This is a genomic window from Corallococcus sp. CA049B, from assembly GCF_003611685.1.
Taxonomy (GTDB): Bacteria; Myxococcota; Myxococcia; order Myxococcales; family Myxococcaceae; genus Corallococcus; species Corallococcus coralloides.
Window position 1 is genome coordinate 1 of sequence record NZ_RAWC01000228.1, and the last position, 14,614, is coordinate 14,614.

At 70.9% G+C, this 14,614-nt stretch carries 12 protein-coding genes; 5 read left to right on the top strand and 7 right to left on the bottom strand.

The window, feature by feature from the left end:
• The first annotated feature begins 77 nt into the window (after positions 1 to 77).
• The 3 genes from tgt to D7W82_RS32820 all read left to right on the top strand — a co-directional run bounded on the left by tgt (position 78) and on the right by D7W82_RS32820 (position 3,506).
• Positions 78 to 1,247, top strand: a complete 1,170-nt coding sequence (tgt, locus tag D7W82_RS32810; protein WP_120622082.1) for a tRNA guanosine(34) transglycosylase Tgt — start codon at positions 78 to 80, stop codon at positions 1,245 to 1,247.
• A 133-nt stretch (positions 1,248 to 1,380) separates the two neighbouring features.
• On the top strand, positions 1,381 to 2,565 hold the full coding sequence (locus tag D7W82_RS32815; RefSeq protein WP_120622083.1) for a nuclease: 1,185 nt from the start codon (positions 1,381 to 1,383) through the stop codon (positions 2,563 to 2,565).
• A 179-nt stretch (positions 2,566 to 2,744) separates the two neighbouring features.
• Positions 2,745 to 3,506 carry a transglutaminase domain-containing protein gene (locus D7W82_RS32820; protein ID WP_120622084.1) on the top strand — a complete coding sequence of 254 codons (762 nt, stop codon included), beginning with the start codon at positions 2,745 to 2,747 and terminating at the stop codon, positions 3,504 to 3,506.
• A gap of 10 nt (positions 3,507 to 3,516) precedes the next feature.
• Here D7W82_RS32820 and D7W82_RS32825 read toward each other — a convergent pair whose 3' ends face one another.
• Positions 3,517 to 4,077, bottom strand: coding sequence for a sugar O-acetyltransferase (locus tag D7W82_RS32825; protein WP_120622085.1), 561 nt, complete (start codon positions 4,075 to 4,077; stop codon positions 3,517 to 3,519).
• 104 nt (positions 4,078 to 4,181) lie between these two features.
• On the opposite strand from D7W82_RS32825, the gene D7W82_RS32830 reads away from it, so the two are divergent.
• A complete protein-coding gene (locus D7W82_RS32830) occupies positions 4,182 to 4,955 on the top strand; it encodes an HAD family phosphatase (RefSeq protein WP_120622086.1) in 774 nt (257 codons plus the stop codon).
• 104 nt (positions 4,956 to 5,059) lie between these two features.
• On the opposite strand, the gene D7W82_RS41895 is transcribed toward D7W82_RS32830, so the two are convergent.
• From D7W82_RS41895 to D7W82_RS32850, 5 genes are all read right to left on the bottom strand, one after another.
• Entirely contained in the window at positions 5,060 to 6,760 is a 1,701-nt protein-coding gene (locus D7W82_RS41895) for an OmpA family protein (protein ID WP_233588080.1), read from the bottom strand.
• Between the two features lie 42 nt (positions 6,761 to 6,802).
• A complete protein-coding gene (locus D7W82_RS41900; protein ID WP_233588079.1) occupies positions 6,803 to 10,066 on the bottom strand; it encodes a kelch repeat-containing protein in 3,264 nt (1,087 codons plus the stop codon).
• Positions 10,067 to 10,231: 165 nt separating this feature from the next.
• Positions 10,232 to 11,284: a type VI immunity family protein gene (locus D7W82_RS32840; RefSeq protein WP_120622087.1), complete on the bottom strand. Its 1,053-nt coding sequence runs from the start codon at positions 11,282 to 11,284 to the stop codon at positions 10,232 to 10,234.
• Complete coding sequence (locus D7W82_RS32845; protein WP_147439684.1) at positions 11,229 to 11,960, bottom strand: hypothetical protein; 732 nt, start codon at positions 11,958 to 11,960, stop codon at positions 11,229 to 11,231. The genes D7W82_RS32840 and D7W82_RS32845 overlap by 56 nt, the downstream gene beginning before the upstream one ends.
• Positions 11,944 to 12,927, bottom strand: a complete 984-nt coding sequence (locus D7W82_RS32850) for a hypothetical protein (RefSeq protein WP_120622089.1) — start codon at positions 12,925 to 12,927, stop codon at positions 11,944 to 11,946. The genes D7W82_RS32845 and D7W82_RS32850 overlap by 17 nt, the downstream gene beginning before the upstream one ends.
• A 48-nt stretch (positions 12,928 to 12,975) precedes the next feature.
• Between D7W82_RS32850 and D7W82_RS32855 the strand changes: the two genes are divergently transcribed.
• Complete coding sequence (locus D7W82_RS32855; protein WP_120622090.1) at positions 12,976 to 13,821, top strand: tRNA (5-methylaminomethyl-2-thiouridine)(34)-methyltransferase MnmD; 846 nt, start codon at positions 12,976 to 12,978, stop codon at positions 13,819 to 13,821.
• Here D7W82_RS32855 and D7W82_RS32860 read toward each other — a convergent pair.
• Positions 13,772 to 14,389, bottom strand: a complete 618-nt coding sequence (locus tag D7W82_RS32860) for a DUF2378 family protein (RefSeq protein WP_120622091.1) — start codon at positions 14,387 to 14,389, stop codon at positions 13,772 to 13,774. The genes D7W82_RS32855 and D7W82_RS32860 overlap by 50 nt on opposite strands.
• Between the last annotated feature and the right edge of the window lie 225 nt (positions 14,390 to 14,614).

Consider the following 14,614-nt stretch of genomic DNA (forward strand, 5'->3'; position numbering starts at 1 on the left):
GCCCCCAGGAGACCAGGCGGGCGTCCCCCAGGAAGCGGGTGCGCCCGGACGGGCGGGCTGGGTATAAGGCCCGTCCAATGGCCGTCCGCTTCGAACTCCTGAACACTGACCCCACCGGCGCCCGCACGGGCATCCTCCACACCCGCAAGGGGTCCTTCCCCACGCCGATGTTCATGCCGGTGGCCACCCACGCCGGCTTCCGCCATATCGCCATGGAGGAGGTGAAGGAGACGGGGGCCAAGGTCCTCCTCGCCAACACCTACCACCTGATGCTCCGGCCCGGCCCGGAGGTGTTCGAGCGCTTCGGCGGCATCCATCCCTTCATGGGCTGGGACGGCGCCGTGCTGACGGACTCGGGCGGGTTCCAGATCTTCTCCCTGCCGGAGGACCGCCTCATCACGGAGAAGGGCGCGCACTTCCGCAGCTTCTACGACAACAGCCGCCGGCTCCTCAGCCCCGAGTCCAGCATCGCCATGCAGCAGGCGATCAACTCGGAGATCATGATGGTGCTGGACGTGTGCATCGACTCGCGCACGGACGAGGCCGGCACCCGCGAGGCCATGGAGCGCACCCACCGCTGGGCCGTGCGCAGCCTCGCCGCGAAGGAGGCGAAGCCCACGGGCCAGGCGCTGTTCGGCATCGTCCAGGGCGGCGTCCACCCGCATCTGCGCGACGAGAGCGCCGCGTTCCTCACGAAGCTGCCCTTCGACGGTTTCGCCATCGGCGGGCTGGCCGTGGGCGAGACGAAGGTGGAGCGCGACACGATGACCGAGCGCGCCACCGCGTCCCTGCCGCAGGACAAGCCTCGCTACCTGATGGGCGTGGGCACCCCCACGGACCTGCTGGAGGCGGTGCTGCGCGGCGTGGACATGTTCGACTGCATCATCCCCACGAAGATGGCGCAGCAGGGCTACGCGTACACGTTCCAGGGCCTGGTGCGCATCACCCGCACCGTGTACCAGCTGGATGACGGGCCGCTCGACCCCGAGTGCGACTGCTACGTGTGCAAGAAGTACACGCGCGGCTACCTGCAACACCTGATGCGCGGCAAGCACCACCTGGGCTCGCGCTTCCTGTCCGTGCACAACGTGCGGCACTACCAGCGGCTGATGGAGCGCGTGCGCGAGGGCATCCTGCGCAACGGCTATGCGCAGACGTACCGCGAACTGAAGTCCGCCATCGCCACGCCCAAGGACCTGAAGGACGAGGCCGCGGCCAGCGCCGCGACGCTGAAGGACGTGGGCTGAAGTCCGGGCGCGTGGCCCGCTGGCCGCCCTCCGGCCGGGTTGTGAAGGGCGCCACGCGAACGGCGGTGCGGCGAGACGTGGCGGGTTAGCCTGCGGTGCCCGGGTCCTGCCGACCGGTGCACCTCTCCGCCGCATGGACCCGCGCGTCGCCACCCTCCTGAGTCACGTCCGCGCGAGCGCGGAGAACCGGCCCGGCGTGTACCGGTTCTTCGGTCCCGCAGGAGAGCTGCTCTACGTGGGCAAGTCCGTGCGGGTGCGCACGCGGCTCCTGTCGTACTTCCGCGCGGACGAGGGCGAGAAGGCCTGGGAGATCGTCGCCCAGGCGCACCAGGTGGAGTGGGAGTACACGGCCAGTGAGTTCGCGGCGCTCCTCCATGAGTTCCGCCTCATCAAGAGCCACCGGCCCCTCTACAACGTGGAGCACAAGCGCGACCGCGCGCACTGCTTCCTCCAGCTCACGCGCGAGGCCGTGCCCCGGCTGCGCGTGGTGGGCCAGCCCGGCGGCGGCGGGAGCGCGGAGTACTTCGGGCCCTTCCACGGCCGGCACACCATGGCGGACGTGGTGCGCGCGGTGAACGACCTGCTGGAGCTGCGCGACTGCCCGTCCGAGACGCCCATGCGGCTGGCGGATCAGATCCAGCTCTTTCCCCTGAAGGATGACCCGCGGTGCATGCGCGGGCAGACGGCGCGGTGCCTCTCGCCGTGCGCGGGCGGGTGCACGACGGCGGAGTACCTGGCTCGGGTCGCGCTGGCGCGGGCGTTCCTCAACGGCGAGTCGGACCGGCCGCTGGTCATCCTTCGCGAGCGCATGGCGATGGCGGCGCGGCGGCTCCAGTTCGAATACGCGGCGGAGCTGCGCGACCGCGCGGAGCGGCTGGAGAACGTTCAGGCGTGGATCGTCGAGCTGGGCCGCACGCTGCGCCGGCTGTCGTTGGTCTACACGGCGCGCGGGCACGGCGGTGAGGACCGGACGTATGTGCTCAGGCGGGGACGGATCCGCGCGGAGGTGCCCACGCCCCGGACGCCGGAGGAGCAGGCGGCGCTGGACGCGCGCGTGCGGGCCATCTTCGACGTGCCGGAGCCGGAGGCGATTGGCCTCCGCGCGCAGGAGGCCCAGGAGGTGATGCTCGTCGCGAAGTGGTTCCGCCTGCACCCGGACGAACTGGATGCGACGGTGCCTCCTCCGGCGCGGGCCGGGAGCGATGAGCCCTTCGAGGAGGCGGCGGAGGCGCGGGCCGCGCTCGCTCGCACGTTGGAGCGCACCGTGGAGGGGCCTGAGGCGCCGGAGCCCGACGGTGCCTCCGAGCCGGCGGGGTGATGACACCGGACATCACCCGGCGCACGGCTGTCATCAGGCGCGCGGGCCTCCCCTGACGAGGCCCGGCCCACGGGGCCTGGAAACACAGGGGTTTGGCGTTCCCCCCAAGGAGCGCGAGCGTTGGCACACGCCGTGCTCATGGGACAGGCATCCCCGCTGCTTCTTCGAGGCCCTGTCCCATGGCGATCTCCTCCCTCTCTCGTCCGTCCTCCAGCCCGTGCGCGAAGCCTTCCCCCGAAGCCGGGCAGGCCCCGCGGAATGTCGTGGTGAAGGTCGTGAAGCCGGACGGCTCGCACGTGAAGACGGTGGACTCTGCGAAGCAGCCCCAGGAGTTCGCGAAGCTGCTGAAGGAGCTGGGCCTGACGAAGGAGGCCCTGCTGAAGGGCGAGGGCGCGAAGGCCCAGGGCCCGAAGCCCACCCATGGCTCACAGCGCTTCCAGCAGAACTGGCAGCGCGACAGCTTCGAGCCGTCCAAGGCCCAGGCCCAGAAGGCGCAGCCCGCGCCGGCCCCGACTCCGGCTCCCGCGCAGGCGCAGGGCGCGAAGGGCCCGTCCTCCGGCAAGAGCGCGGATGCGGTGGCCCAGGACATCGCGAAGGAGGCCACGTCCTGGAAGTACGACTACACGGGCGGCAAGTCGTGGGATGCCGCCATGAAGAACGCCAGCAACTTCGACGCGTCCAAGTCCGGCGTCTGCGTGGACATGGCCATCGAGGCCGAGCAGCGCTTCGAGCAGGCCGGCGTGGACGCGCAAGTCGTCTTCGGCAATACGGACCGGGGCCTCCATGCGTGGGTGGAGTTCAAGGACGACAAGGGCCAGTTCCAGGCCTTCGACCCCACCGCCGCGGCCTGCACCAAGAAGGCCGACGACGCCATCACCCCGTACGACAGCGGCCTCTACGGGTACAAGGGCGTCACCGAGACCCACCAGGCGGTGGGCTGAAGTCCGCGCGCTACCGGAGGTTCCGGATGACGCGACAGGGATTGCCGGCGGCGAAGACGTACGGCGGGATGTCCCGCGTCACCACGCTGCCCGCGCCAATGGTGGAGCCCTCGCCGATGGTGACGCCCGGGCAGATGATGGAGCCGCCGCCAATCCATACCTTCGAACCGATGGTGATGGCCCGGCCCAGCTCCGGGCCCTTGATGCGCTCATCCGGGTCCAGGGGATGCGTGGCCGCGTACACCTGCACTCCCGGGCCGAAGGACACGTCGTCGCCAATCGTCACCGTGTTGCAGTCCAGGATGACGCACTGGAAGTTCATGAAGACGCGCTCGCCCAGCCGGATGTGCTCGCCGTAGTCACAGAAGAACGGCGGTTCGATCCACGTCCCGGCGCCCACCCTGCCCAGGAGCTCGGTGAGCAGGCTCTCACGCAGCGGCAGCTCGTCCTCGGTGGACTGGTTGTAGGAGCGCAGGAGCTTGCGGGCGCGGCCCCGCTCGGCCGTCAGCTGCGGGTCATTGGCGCTGTACAGCTCGCCCGCGAGCATCTTCTCTTTCTCGGTTCGTGCCATGCCCTGAAGAGTAGCCACCCGTTCCCCCGGATGGTGAACAGCCCGCGTCCTGCCATCGCGGACGCGGGTGACACCGGACGGTACGGCCAGCGAGGATGCCGGCCATGAGGACTGAGCGGGTCGAGGAGACGCTGGAGCGCATCCGTCGCGAGGTGGAGCGGACGCCGGACGGCGTGCTGGCCTTCGATGGGGACGGCACGCTGTGGAGCGGGGACGTGGGGGATGATCTGTTCATGGCCCTGCTGGAGCACGGCGGCGTGCGCCCCGAGGCCCGCGCGGCGCTGGAGCGGCTGGGGACCCGCCATGGCGTGGAGTCGCATCCGGACGCGGTGACGCTGGCGCACGCGCTGTTCAAGGCGTTCGAGGCCGGGCGGCTGCCGGAGAAGGACACCTACGAGATGATGGCGTGGATCTTCGCCGGCTGGCACGCGGAGGAGCTGCGCGGCTTCGCCCTCGACGTGGTGGCGAAGCGAGGCGTGGCCGGCCGCGTTCATCCGGAGGCCCGCCGCGTGGTGGAGTGGGCCCGGGGGCAGGGTGTGGACTGCTACGTGGTCAGCGCGTCGCCACGCGCGGTGGTGGAGGCCGCGGTGCGCGAGGTGGGCATCACGCCCGACTTCGTGGTGGCGTGCACGCCGAAGGAGGAGGGCGGACGGCTGCTGACGTCCGTCTTCGAGCCCGTGCCCTACGGCCCCGGCAAGGTGAACAGCCTGAGGCTGCGGACGGACCGGCCGCTCTACGCGGCGTTCGGCGACAACGTGTTCGACCTGGAGCTGCTCGCGGCCTCCCGCGTCCCGGTGGCCATCCGGCCCAAGGTCCGGCTGCGCGACCGCGCGGCGGAGCTGCCCGCGCTGGTGCAGCTGCACCCCGAAGAGGCCTGACGCAAAACGGGCGTGGAGGAGGCCTCCACGCCCGTCTCACTGAAACCTCCACGTGCCGCTTCGTGGGTGTCCACGAAGCGGCGTCATGTGGAGCGTCGCGTGAGTCAGCTCCCCGTGACGGGGACGAACTCCACGCGGCGGTTCGCGCTGCGGCCCTCCGGCGTCTCGTTGGACACGCGCGGACGGTCGGGGCCGAAGCCCTTCGCCTCCAGCCGCGAGCCCGCGATGCCCTTCTGGATGAGGTACGCGCGCACGCGGTTCGCGCGCTGATGGCTCAGCGTGCGGTTGGCCTCCTCCGGGCCGCTGTTGTCCGTGTGGCCCTCAATCCGGACGCTCAGCTTCGGGTTCGCCTTCAGGTAGGCCACGATGGAGTCCAGTTGCTGCTGCTCGTTCTCCTGGAACTCCGACTGGTTCACCGGGAACTGGACGATGTGCTCCAGCGGTGACGTCGTCTCCTCCGCGGGCTTCTCCTCGGGCTTCGGCTCGGGCTTGGGCTGTTCCTTGACGGGGCAGCCGCGCTCGGACGCGGGACCGGCTTGGTTCGGGCAGGCATCGTCCTTGTCCGGCACGCCGTCGCCGTCCGTGTCCTTCACGGGGCAGCCGCGCTCGGACGACGGACCGGCCTCGTTCGGGCAGGCATCGTCCTTGTCCGGCACGCCGTCGCCATCCGTGTCCTTCACGGGGCAGCCGCGCTCGGACGCGGGACCGGCCTCGTTCGGGCACTGATCCTCGCGGTCCACCACGCCGTCGCCATCCGAGTCCTTGTCCGGGCAGCCGTTGTTCTCCACGGAGCCGGCCTCCAGCGGGCAGCGGTCGTCCTTGTTCGCCACGCCGTCGCCGTCGTCGTCCTCGTTCGGGCACTGCTCCGGCGTGTGGCTGCGGCCGGTGCGGCAGCGGTCCACGGGCTCGGGCTCGTTCGCGTACGCGATGCCCGCGCCCAGCCGGAACGACGGCGTGCCCGGGATGTCCGTGAAGCCGTGCCCGCCGATCGCGAACGCCTCGAAGCCGGCGCCCACCGGCAGCCGCACGCCGCCCAGCAGCTCCAGCGCGAAGTCCGACTCCACGAGCGACTCGGCGGCCTGCAGCGCGATTTCGCCGCGCAGCCCCTTGCCGCGCGTGGCCACCACCACGCCCTGCTCCAGCTCCGTGCCCACGTCGCGGCCCGGCTCCACTTCCTTCGAGCGGATCCGGATGCCCGCGTTGGCGCCCAGCACCACGGGGCCCAGCTCGCGGCTCACCGACACGCGGGGCGCGAACTGGAACCCGGCCCAGCCCGCCTGACGGCCGAACGCGTCCGCCGTGCCGCCCGGAATCCCGATGTCCAGGCCCAGGCCCAGGAACACCGGCGCGCCTTCCTCGCGCCGCAAGAGCTCGTAGCGCACGCCCAGCTCCGGCGTGCCCAGGCCGAACGAGTCCGGCTCGCTCACGCCCACCAGCTGCTCCGCGCCGTGGCCGCCCTGCGCGATGATGACGGGCAGCTTCGCGGAGAACTCCAACCGGTCCACCGGCGACCACGCGCCGGCCAGCCAGCCCGCGGTGCGGTAGTGGAGGATGGAGCGCTCCAGTCCGTCACTGCCCTGGAGCAGGAGGATGCCGCGCTCGTAGTTGACCATGAGGAGCAGGCGGTAGCCGCCCTCGGGGAGCACGCGGCCGGTGTCCACCAGCATCGAGTCCGTCGCCGCGGGCGTGAAGCGCAGGCGCTCCAGGTCCAGCGGCCTCAGCGGGCTCGTGGTGGTCTGCGCGAACGCGGCGGGGGTGACTGCGGTGGCCAGCAGCGCGGCCAGCGCCCAGCTCTTTGCCTTCATACGCAAGGGGAGATCCATTCGAGAAAAGAGGGAGCGCATGTCTCAGTTCCCCCGGGCCGGGTTCTGACGGCGGCGCGAGTTCCCCCAGGCCGCGAGCGCGGCGAGGAGGGCCAGCGCGGACGTGGCGCCACCGGTGCTATCGCAGCCACCGCCGGCGATCTCCACGACCTGCGCCTGGACCCGGACCTGGAACGTGCACTGCGCGGTGTTGCCCGCGTCATCCGTGGCGGTGACGGTGACCGTCGTGGCGCCCGCCGGGAAGGGGCTGCCGGAAGCGGGCGAGGACGTCACCACCGGCGAGGCCGTCACCGCGTCCGTGGCCGTGGGCTCGAACGTGATCGTCTCGCCAGGGGCCGCGCTCCGGGACTCGGGGCAGGTCAGCGTGGGCGCCGTGGTGTCCTGCACCGTCACCTGGAACGAACAGGTGAGGCCCGTGGAGGTCGCGGTGACCGTCGTGGTGCCAATGGGGAACAGCGCGCCCGACGGCTGCGTGTAGCTCACCGGGAGCCCTCCTGCTGGCTCCAGCACCGCGGGATCGTAGGTCACGAGCGCGCCGTCCGGATCCGTCGCCTCCACGACGACGTTCGCGGGGCAGGTGAGGGTGCGGGTGACCACGTCCTCCGTCACGTTGAGGGTCACGGTCGCGACGTTGCTGTCGTCGGCGCAGTCGCGGACCCGGTAGGTGAAGCTGTCCGTGCCCACGAAGCCGGCCTCGGGCGTGTACTCGAGGTTCCCCTGCGCGCTGGTGCCGAGCGTGCCGTGCTGCGGCTGGGTGACGACCGTCCAGGTCAACACCTGGCCGGGGTCCGGATCCGTGCCGGCCAGGGCGAGCTCCAGCGGCGTGTCCTTCTGGACGGTGACCGTCTGGTCCGCCGCCGTCGGAGGTTGGTTGGCGACGACCGTCACCATGCGGCCGCCGGGGATGGCGTTGGCGAAGACGGAGAGCGCGTAGGTGCCCAGCGGCGCGTCGGCGGGCACGGTCACCGTCGCGCGGGTGGCCGAGGTGTTGCTGCTGGGGAGCGTCCAGAGGCGTCCACCCTCGGCGGCCCGCAGGCGCACCAGGGGGAAGTCCGTGGGCGAGTCCGCGGAGTTGCCGCCGCTTCCGCCGGAGATGCCCCGGAAGCGCAGGCCCTCCACGACGGTGGGGCAGGCGGCGACGAGGGTCGCCGGGTTCGTCACCGCCGGCTTCCAGGCGGGGAGGGCCCGGGTGTCGTCAAACAGCTGCGCGTTGGTGGGCTCCTGGCCCCCCGCCAGCAGGACCTCGCCCGAGGGCAGGGAGACGGTGATCAGACCTCCCGCCGCGGCGGGGTCCTCGACGTTGGTCCACGCGCGGAGGGCGGGGTCGTAGACCTCCGCCGTGTTGGCGTAGTCGTCGGTCGTGGTGATGCCGCCCGCGACCAGCACCTTGCCGGAAGGCATCAGCGTGGCGGAGTGGAGCCAGCGCGGCTGCGTGAGCGGACCCACGGACGTCCAGGTGTTGGTGCCGGGCGTGTAGAGCTCCGCGGACGCAAGCTTCGTGAAGGCCGCGAGGCCGCCCACCGCGAGCACCTGACCCGACGGCAGGAGCGTCAGCGTCGGTTCGTCGCGGGCGCCCTGGAGGTTCCCCGCCGGGGCCCAGGTGTCGTTGGTGGGGTTGTAGAGCTCCGCCGAGTCCAGCTCCACGCCGCCGCCCGTGCGGCCGCCCGCGACGAGTACCCGGCCGTCCTGGAGCAGCACGGCGCGGTGTCCGGTGCGCGTCGTGGCGAGCGGGGCCCCGGCGGTCCAGGTGTCCGTGTCGGGCGCGTAGATCTCCACGGTGTCCAGCACGGTGGTGTTGCGCTGACCGCCGACGACGAGCACCCGGCCATCCGGCAGGAGCGTGGCGGTGTGCAGGTGGCGCGGGCTCGGCAGGGGCGCGGTGGCCAGCCAGGTGTTGGTGGCGGGATCGAAGCGCTGCGCGCCCTCCGTCGAGGTGCTCCCGTCGCGTCCACCGACGACCAGCACCTGGCCGGAGCGAAGGACGGTCGCGGTCGCGCGCTCGCGAGGCTCGTCGAGCGCGGGCGCGGCGCTCCAGCTGTTGCTCGCGCGGTCATACACTTCCACCGCCGCCGAGGAACCGATCGCACGGCCACCCGCGACGAGCACCTGGCCCGAGGGCAGCAACGCCACGGCGGCGTCGGTGCGGGGCGTGCCCATGGCGCCGGCCGGGGACCACTGGCTCCTGGCGGGGTCGTAGACCTCTGTCTCCGCGTAGAAGGTCGTGCCGGGGGTTCTGGAGTAACCGCCCGCGACGAACACCTTGCCCGTGGGCAGCAGCGTCGCGGTGTGGTTCTCGCGCGCGACGTTCATCGTGCCCGCGGAGGTCCAGGTGCCGGTGGCGGGATCGTAGATCTCCGATTCGATCTGCGCCGCCGCGCCGGGGCCGGTGGAGCCGCCGGTGACGAGGACGCGCCCGTCGGGCAGCAGCGTGGCCATGTGGCCGTTGCGCGGGAACGCGAGGCTGCCCGTGGCGGTCCAGGTGTTGGCCCCCGGGTCGTAGAGCTCCGACTGGGCCGTGACACCGCCCGCGGTGAAGCCGCCCGCGACGAGCACGCGGCCGTCGGGGAGCAGGGTGCTCGTGGCGTAGTGACGGGCGACCAGCGGGGGCGCGGCGGCGGACCAGGTCCCGGTCGCGGGGGCGTAGAGGTCGGCGGCGGCCACCTCGCCGGACCCGCTGAAGCCGCTCACCGCGAGCACCCGTCCGTCGCGCAGCCGCGTGGCGGTGTGCGCGTTCCGGCCCTGGGGCATCGCCCCGGTTGGAAGGAAGGTGTTGGTCGCGGGGTCGTAGAGCTCCGCGGTGGCGAGCCGGACGCCGCCACCGCCGGTGCCGCCCGCGATCAGGACCTGTCCCGTGCCCAGCAGCGTGGCCGTGGGGATGGAGCGGGTCGAGGACATGTTGCCCGTGGCGGACCAGGCGTTGGTGGCGGGATCATAGAGGCGTCCCCCCTGCGAGCCATCCGTCAGCACCAGCACCCTGCCCGTGGGCAGGAGCACGGCCAGGGTGACGTTGCCCGTGAGGCTGGTGGGGCCCGCGGAGCTCCAGGTGTTGGTGGCGGGATCGTAGGCCTCCGCCGTCCCCACGAAGCCGGAGTTGACGCCATTGACGACGAGCAGCCTCCCGTCGGGGAGCAGGACGGCCGCGTGTTGCGCGCGCGCCGCCGCCATGGAGGCGGTGTTGTACCAGGCCGGCGCCGTCGCGAGACGGGCGTGCGTGGTGCGGATGCCCGCGGATGCCGCCGGGCGCTCGTTCCCGCCGCAGGACAGAAGGCCCAGGCTCGCGGCGAACAACAGGAGCCTGCTCCAGACAGCGCGTTGTGACCGCATCGATGAAACCCCGATCCGCGAGGGCTGGCGCGAACACGACCGTCGGCCCGCCGCTCGACGTAAACACTCCGGGTTGCGGATTATCAGTGCGCCGGGTGCTGGGGCAATGCGTGAAAAAATCCGGCGCGGTTACCCGTCGCGAGGGTCGTAGAGCTTCTCGGGAGGGGCCTCCAGGAAGCGGCGCCACCAGAGGCGGGCCTCCTCCGGGGTGTAGCCCTCGAAATTGTTGAAGGGAGTGGAGGGAAGCATCCACGGCTCCAGGAACCGGGCCAGCTCTCGATACGCCGGCAGCGTCTCACCCCACTTCGTATTCCCCGCGAGCGGCGCGGGGCCCAGGTCGATGACGGCACGGCCTCCGGTGAACTCCTGGACGGAGGTCTCCGGGTGGATCAGGTGCGAGCGGAGCGCCTGGATGCCGCCAACGTTTTCGAGGAGGGGAGGGCCCAGGAAGTTCAGCCAGTGGATGCCGTCAACTCCTTCTCCCATGCCCCATGCACTCTCCCGTGGAACATCCCAGCCGGGATGTTGGGCCAGCTGCTCCCTCAGGAGGGGAAGGAGTTTCGACCTCCCACGGGTGAACGAAAGCGACAGTCCCGCATGGCCCGTGCTGAAGGGAAGGAGCTCCGCCAGCGCCAGCGCCAGCTCACGTGCCTTCTTTGGCCCCTGGTCCTCCAGGTACTGCATGGGGACCTTCACGCTCAGGACGCTGTACTCAGAAGAAGGTTCTCGCCAGGGAAGCCGAGAGCGGAAGCTGAATTCATAGCCGCTGGGATCCGACTCTCCGCCCCTGAGGAGAACCCACGTGTCGAAGCTCCGCTTGGTCAAGGTCCAGAACCAGAAGGAGTCCTTGTCCATCTCTTCCAATGGGCCGAAACGAGCCTTCTCCAGTTCCGTATGGACCTCTTCCCAGGTGGCGGGAGTGAGCGGGAAGACAGCCTCACTGATGTCGGGATCCGCTCCTGCAGTCAGAGCTCCACCGCTGGCGGCAATGAATGCGAGATAGGTATCGAGAAGGCGTCGTAGAACAGGGGTCAGCACCCCGTGGTCATGCGGCAGATAGAACACGACGCGCAGGACGAGCTGGACCCTGGGAAGTGTCGTGGCGAAATGTTCAGAGGGAGTGTAGCTACTCACGAATGATCCCGAACTGGGGTGTGATGATGGCGGGGTTGCACTGTCCATCAAGCTTTGAGTACCGGGTCATCTGCTCCTGTGTCTCTGAAACCGAGAGCGGATTGCCCTTGCTTGCCTTGAGACATGGAAACTTGAAGTCGTAGACGCACTGGGCCTGATCCGGCCGGCCTGAAGCGTGGAGGACGACGTCGGGCTTCATGAGGTCCTGCTGCCCCGACTTGCCCGTGCGGATCACATAGCTCGGCTCGATCGAAACGTTGGTGGGGAAGCGCCGGAGGATTTCACGCCGTACGCATGCGAAGGCAACGTCATGCTTCAGTCTTCCAAGCTCGGCCTGTCGTCGGATGGGTTTGCCATCCTTGTCCTGGCCCACCACGCGCAAGCACTCCTTGTCGTCCGGGTATTTCCCCTGGCCGTACTCACGTTCATCGACGGCGTGATTCGCCTCCTTCGCGCACTCCACCAGCAGGTGCTCGATGCGGGCCACGTCCGCCGCCTCCAGGAGCTTCATCGTGGCTCCCGCTGAGGCCGCGGCCCTGGCGGCCTTGTCCACCCACGGCAGGAACGCCTCATCCCCCGGCTGCGTGTAACAGGTGGGATTGCGCAGGCAGCCGCTGGTCGCGGAGTCGGACGTCTGCGCGTACTGCCTTGGACCTGAAGCGCACGACAGACAGATCAGGGCCACCAGCCCACACAGCACGCGCCCCTCAATCATCGTCTTCACCCACGTCGTGCGCCGCCGCGTTGAACAGGCCGAAGCCCCCGGCCTCCTCGCTGGAGATGTCCGCCCGGCGCAGGGCAGGGGAGTCCCGCGTCTGCCCCACCGCCATCCACCGGGGCGCGGCCAATAGCACGCAGTCCTTCGGCAGCTCCGGCAGCAGGTGCTCCAAGTCGCCGAGGATGAACTCCGCGTGCCCCACGTCCTCGGGCTCCGGCAGCCCCTCCGGCGGATGCCACGTGCCTCCGTCCAGATGCCCGAAAGGGAAGCTCCCCGTGCCGCTCGCGCCCCCGTACCCACCTTCCAGCAGCTGACGCGTCCGCTCCGCGCCCCCCGTCACCAACGGCAGGCACACGCGCGTCAGCCAGTCCCAGGTCGCCGTGCCCTGCTCCACGGGCCAGTCCAGCTCCACCGTGTCATCCGCCTTCGCCAGCAGCGCATCGATGTACGCACACGCCGCTCGCGGCCCCAGCACGCCACCCCGGCGCGCCTCCTCCGCCGCCGCGGGCCACAGTTCCTCCCGGTAGTAGTGCGCGAAGTAGAACCCCGGCTCGTCCCACTCCGGACGCGCGCCCCGGGGCAGCTTCGCCAGCACCAGCCCGCTCGACAGGTACGCGGGCCCCGTGGCCCGGGGGTGGAACTGGCTGAAGGCCAGCCGGAACACCCGCACCGCCAGCCCCGCCTCCTCCGTCGCCTCCAACCCCTCCGGACACCCCGAGCGCAGGTGGAAGTCGTCGAAGCGCAGGAACACGTCCACCCCCATGCCCACCGCGTTCTGACACAGCGACTCCAGGCACGCCGCCAGCGGATGCCCCAGGGCGACGGTGGCCTCCCACGCCGCCGCCAGCACCGTGCGCGTTTCCGCCTCCACCCGCAGCGACAACCGCACCTGGCCGCCCTCGAACGAAGCCTCCCCGTGCCGGACGTCCTCCCCGTGAAGCGCGCCCCGATGTTCCTGCCCTGGAGTCGTCATGCTAGGCACCCATCCTTTCCCACACGTCCCCTCCAGGCCAGGAGCCCCATGTCCGAGCCCTCCCATCCGCGCGACGGCGACTTCGAGCTCGTCACCCTGCGCAACGGCCACCGCGCCGTGCGCCACCTGGGCCATGGCGAGGTCATGCACCCCGCGGTGGGCCCGTGGCAGGAGGCCCTGCGCCTCTACGTCGACCAGCCCGGCCTCGCGGACCGCCTGCGCCAGCCCGGCCCGCCGCTCGTCATCCACGACGTGGGCCTGGGCGCCGCCACCAACGCCGTCGCCGCGCTCACCCGCGCCCGGGAGCTGGGCCCGGACCGCGCCCGCGACCTGCACATCGTCAGCTTCGAGGTGGACCTGGCCCCCCTGCGGCTCGCGCTCGCGGACGCGGAGGGCTTCCCCTTCCTCCAGCCGTTCCGCGAAGCCTGTGAGCGCCTCATGAAGCACGGCGCCTGGAGCGAGCCCGGCATCCAGTGGACCCTCAAGCTTGGGGACGCCGTGCCCTTCCTGGATGCGGAGCTGCCCCCGGCGGACCTCGTCTTCTTCGACCCGTTCTCACCCGCGTCCAACCCGGACATGTGGACCGAAGCCGTCCTCGCCCGGGTGCGCCGGCACTGCCGGGAAGACGCAGAGGGCGCCCTGCTGATGACCTACAGCGCGGCCACGCCCACCCGCGTCACGCTGCTGCTCGCGGGGTTCTACGTGGGGGCCGGCGCTTCCACCGGCACCAAGGGGGAGACCACCGTGGCCTCGACCCGCTACGAAACGCTGACGGCCCCGCTGGGGACCCGGTGGCTGGAGCGCTGGGAGCGCTCGTCCTCCCGAGCCCCGCACGGGGGCACCCTCACGCCTGAGGTCGAGCGTCGCCTCCGGACCCATCCCCAGTGGCGCTGAGCGCCCCTTCCACGGCGGCCTCGCTCCAGCGCAGGTGGAACGTCGCCGCCGTGCCGTCGAACTCCTCCGGCAGCGCCACCACCCGCCAGCCCCCGCACAGCGCCACCGCGCGCGCCAGCAGGCCCGCCGCGAACGTCGGCTGATCCGCCAGCACGTCGTTCATCCATAGCTCCAGCGAAGTCGCGCTGCGCTCCACGATTTTGACTTCACTGAAGTTGTTGCCGGCGCGAAAGCCCAGGTCCGCCCGCAGCAGCATCCGCCGGGGCCCGGCCAGCCGGCCCACGCCCAGGAGCGCGCGGCCAAAGAACGTCCCGAAGTAGGCGTCCATGAAGCGCTCGCCCAGGGAGTAGTACGCGGCCTCCGCCGGCACGCCGCCGTAGACGTGCCCGGCCGCGATGCGCAGGAACTCCCGCCACTGCTCCAGCGAATAGGTGCGCTCCAGCTTGCGGTCGAGGTCCAGCCCTGCCCGCTTCAGGTGCTCGCGGCATGCGGGCGTCAGGCGGTTCTCCAGCGCCCGGACGAAGAGCGCTTCGACGGTCTGGGCGAAAACAAGCTTCTCAGGATTCATGCGGAGCACCCTACACGAAGCCCCCCATGCGACGCTCCCCCACCTGTGTACTGACGTTCAGTGCCGCGCCCCCCGAGTGTCAGGAAGCTGGCGCGCGCCGTACCCTTCGTGAACTCCGGGTGTTTTCAGACCCTGCGTTGACGGACCGCGCCACCAGTCCGCGCAGCCACTGGTGCGCGGGGTCGCCGTCGAAGCGCTCGTGCCAGACCTGGAGGATGTCGAAGG

Coding starts and splice junctions, on each gene's coding strand:
- D7W82_RS32830 (WP_120622086.1), top strand. CDS start 4,182: ATGAGGACTGAGCGGGTCGAGGAGACGCTGGAGCGCATCCGTCGCGAG.
- D7W82_RS32825 (WP_120622085.1), bottom strand. CDS start 4,077: ATGGCACGAACCGAGAAAGAGAAGATGCTCGCGGGCGAGCTGTACAGC.
- D7W82_RS32855 (WP_120622090.1), top strand. CDS start 12,976: ATGTCCGAGCCCTCCCATCCGCGCGACGGCGACTTCGAGCTCGTCACC.
- D7W82_RS32815 (WP_120622083.1), top strand. CDS start 1,381: ATGGACCCGCGCGTCGCCACCCTCCTGAGTCACGTCCGCGCGAGCGCG.
- D7W82_RS32820 (WP_120622084.1), top strand. CDS start 2,745: ATGGCGATCTCCTCCCTCTCTCGTCCGTCCTCCAGCCCGTGCGCGAAG.
- D7W82_RS32850 (WP_120622089.1), bottom strand. CDS start 12,927: ATGACGACTCCAGGGCAGGAACATCGGGGCGCGCTTCACGGGGAGGAC.
- D7W82_RS32860 (WP_120622091.1), bottom strand. CDS start 14,389: ATGAATCCTGAGAAGCTTGTTTTCGCCCAGACCGTCGAAGCGCTCTTC.
- D7W82_RS32840 (WP_120622087.1), bottom strand. CDS start 11,284: ATGGACAGTGCAACCCCGCCATCATCACACCCCAGTTCGGGATCATTC.
- tgt (WP_120622082.1), top strand. CDS start 78: ATGGCCGTCCGCTTCGAACTCCTGAACACTGACCCCACCGGCGCCCGC.
- D7W82_RS41895 (WP_233588080.1), bottom strand. CDS start 6,760: ATGAAGGCAAAGAGCTGGGCGCTGGCCGCGCTGCTGGCCACCGCAGTC.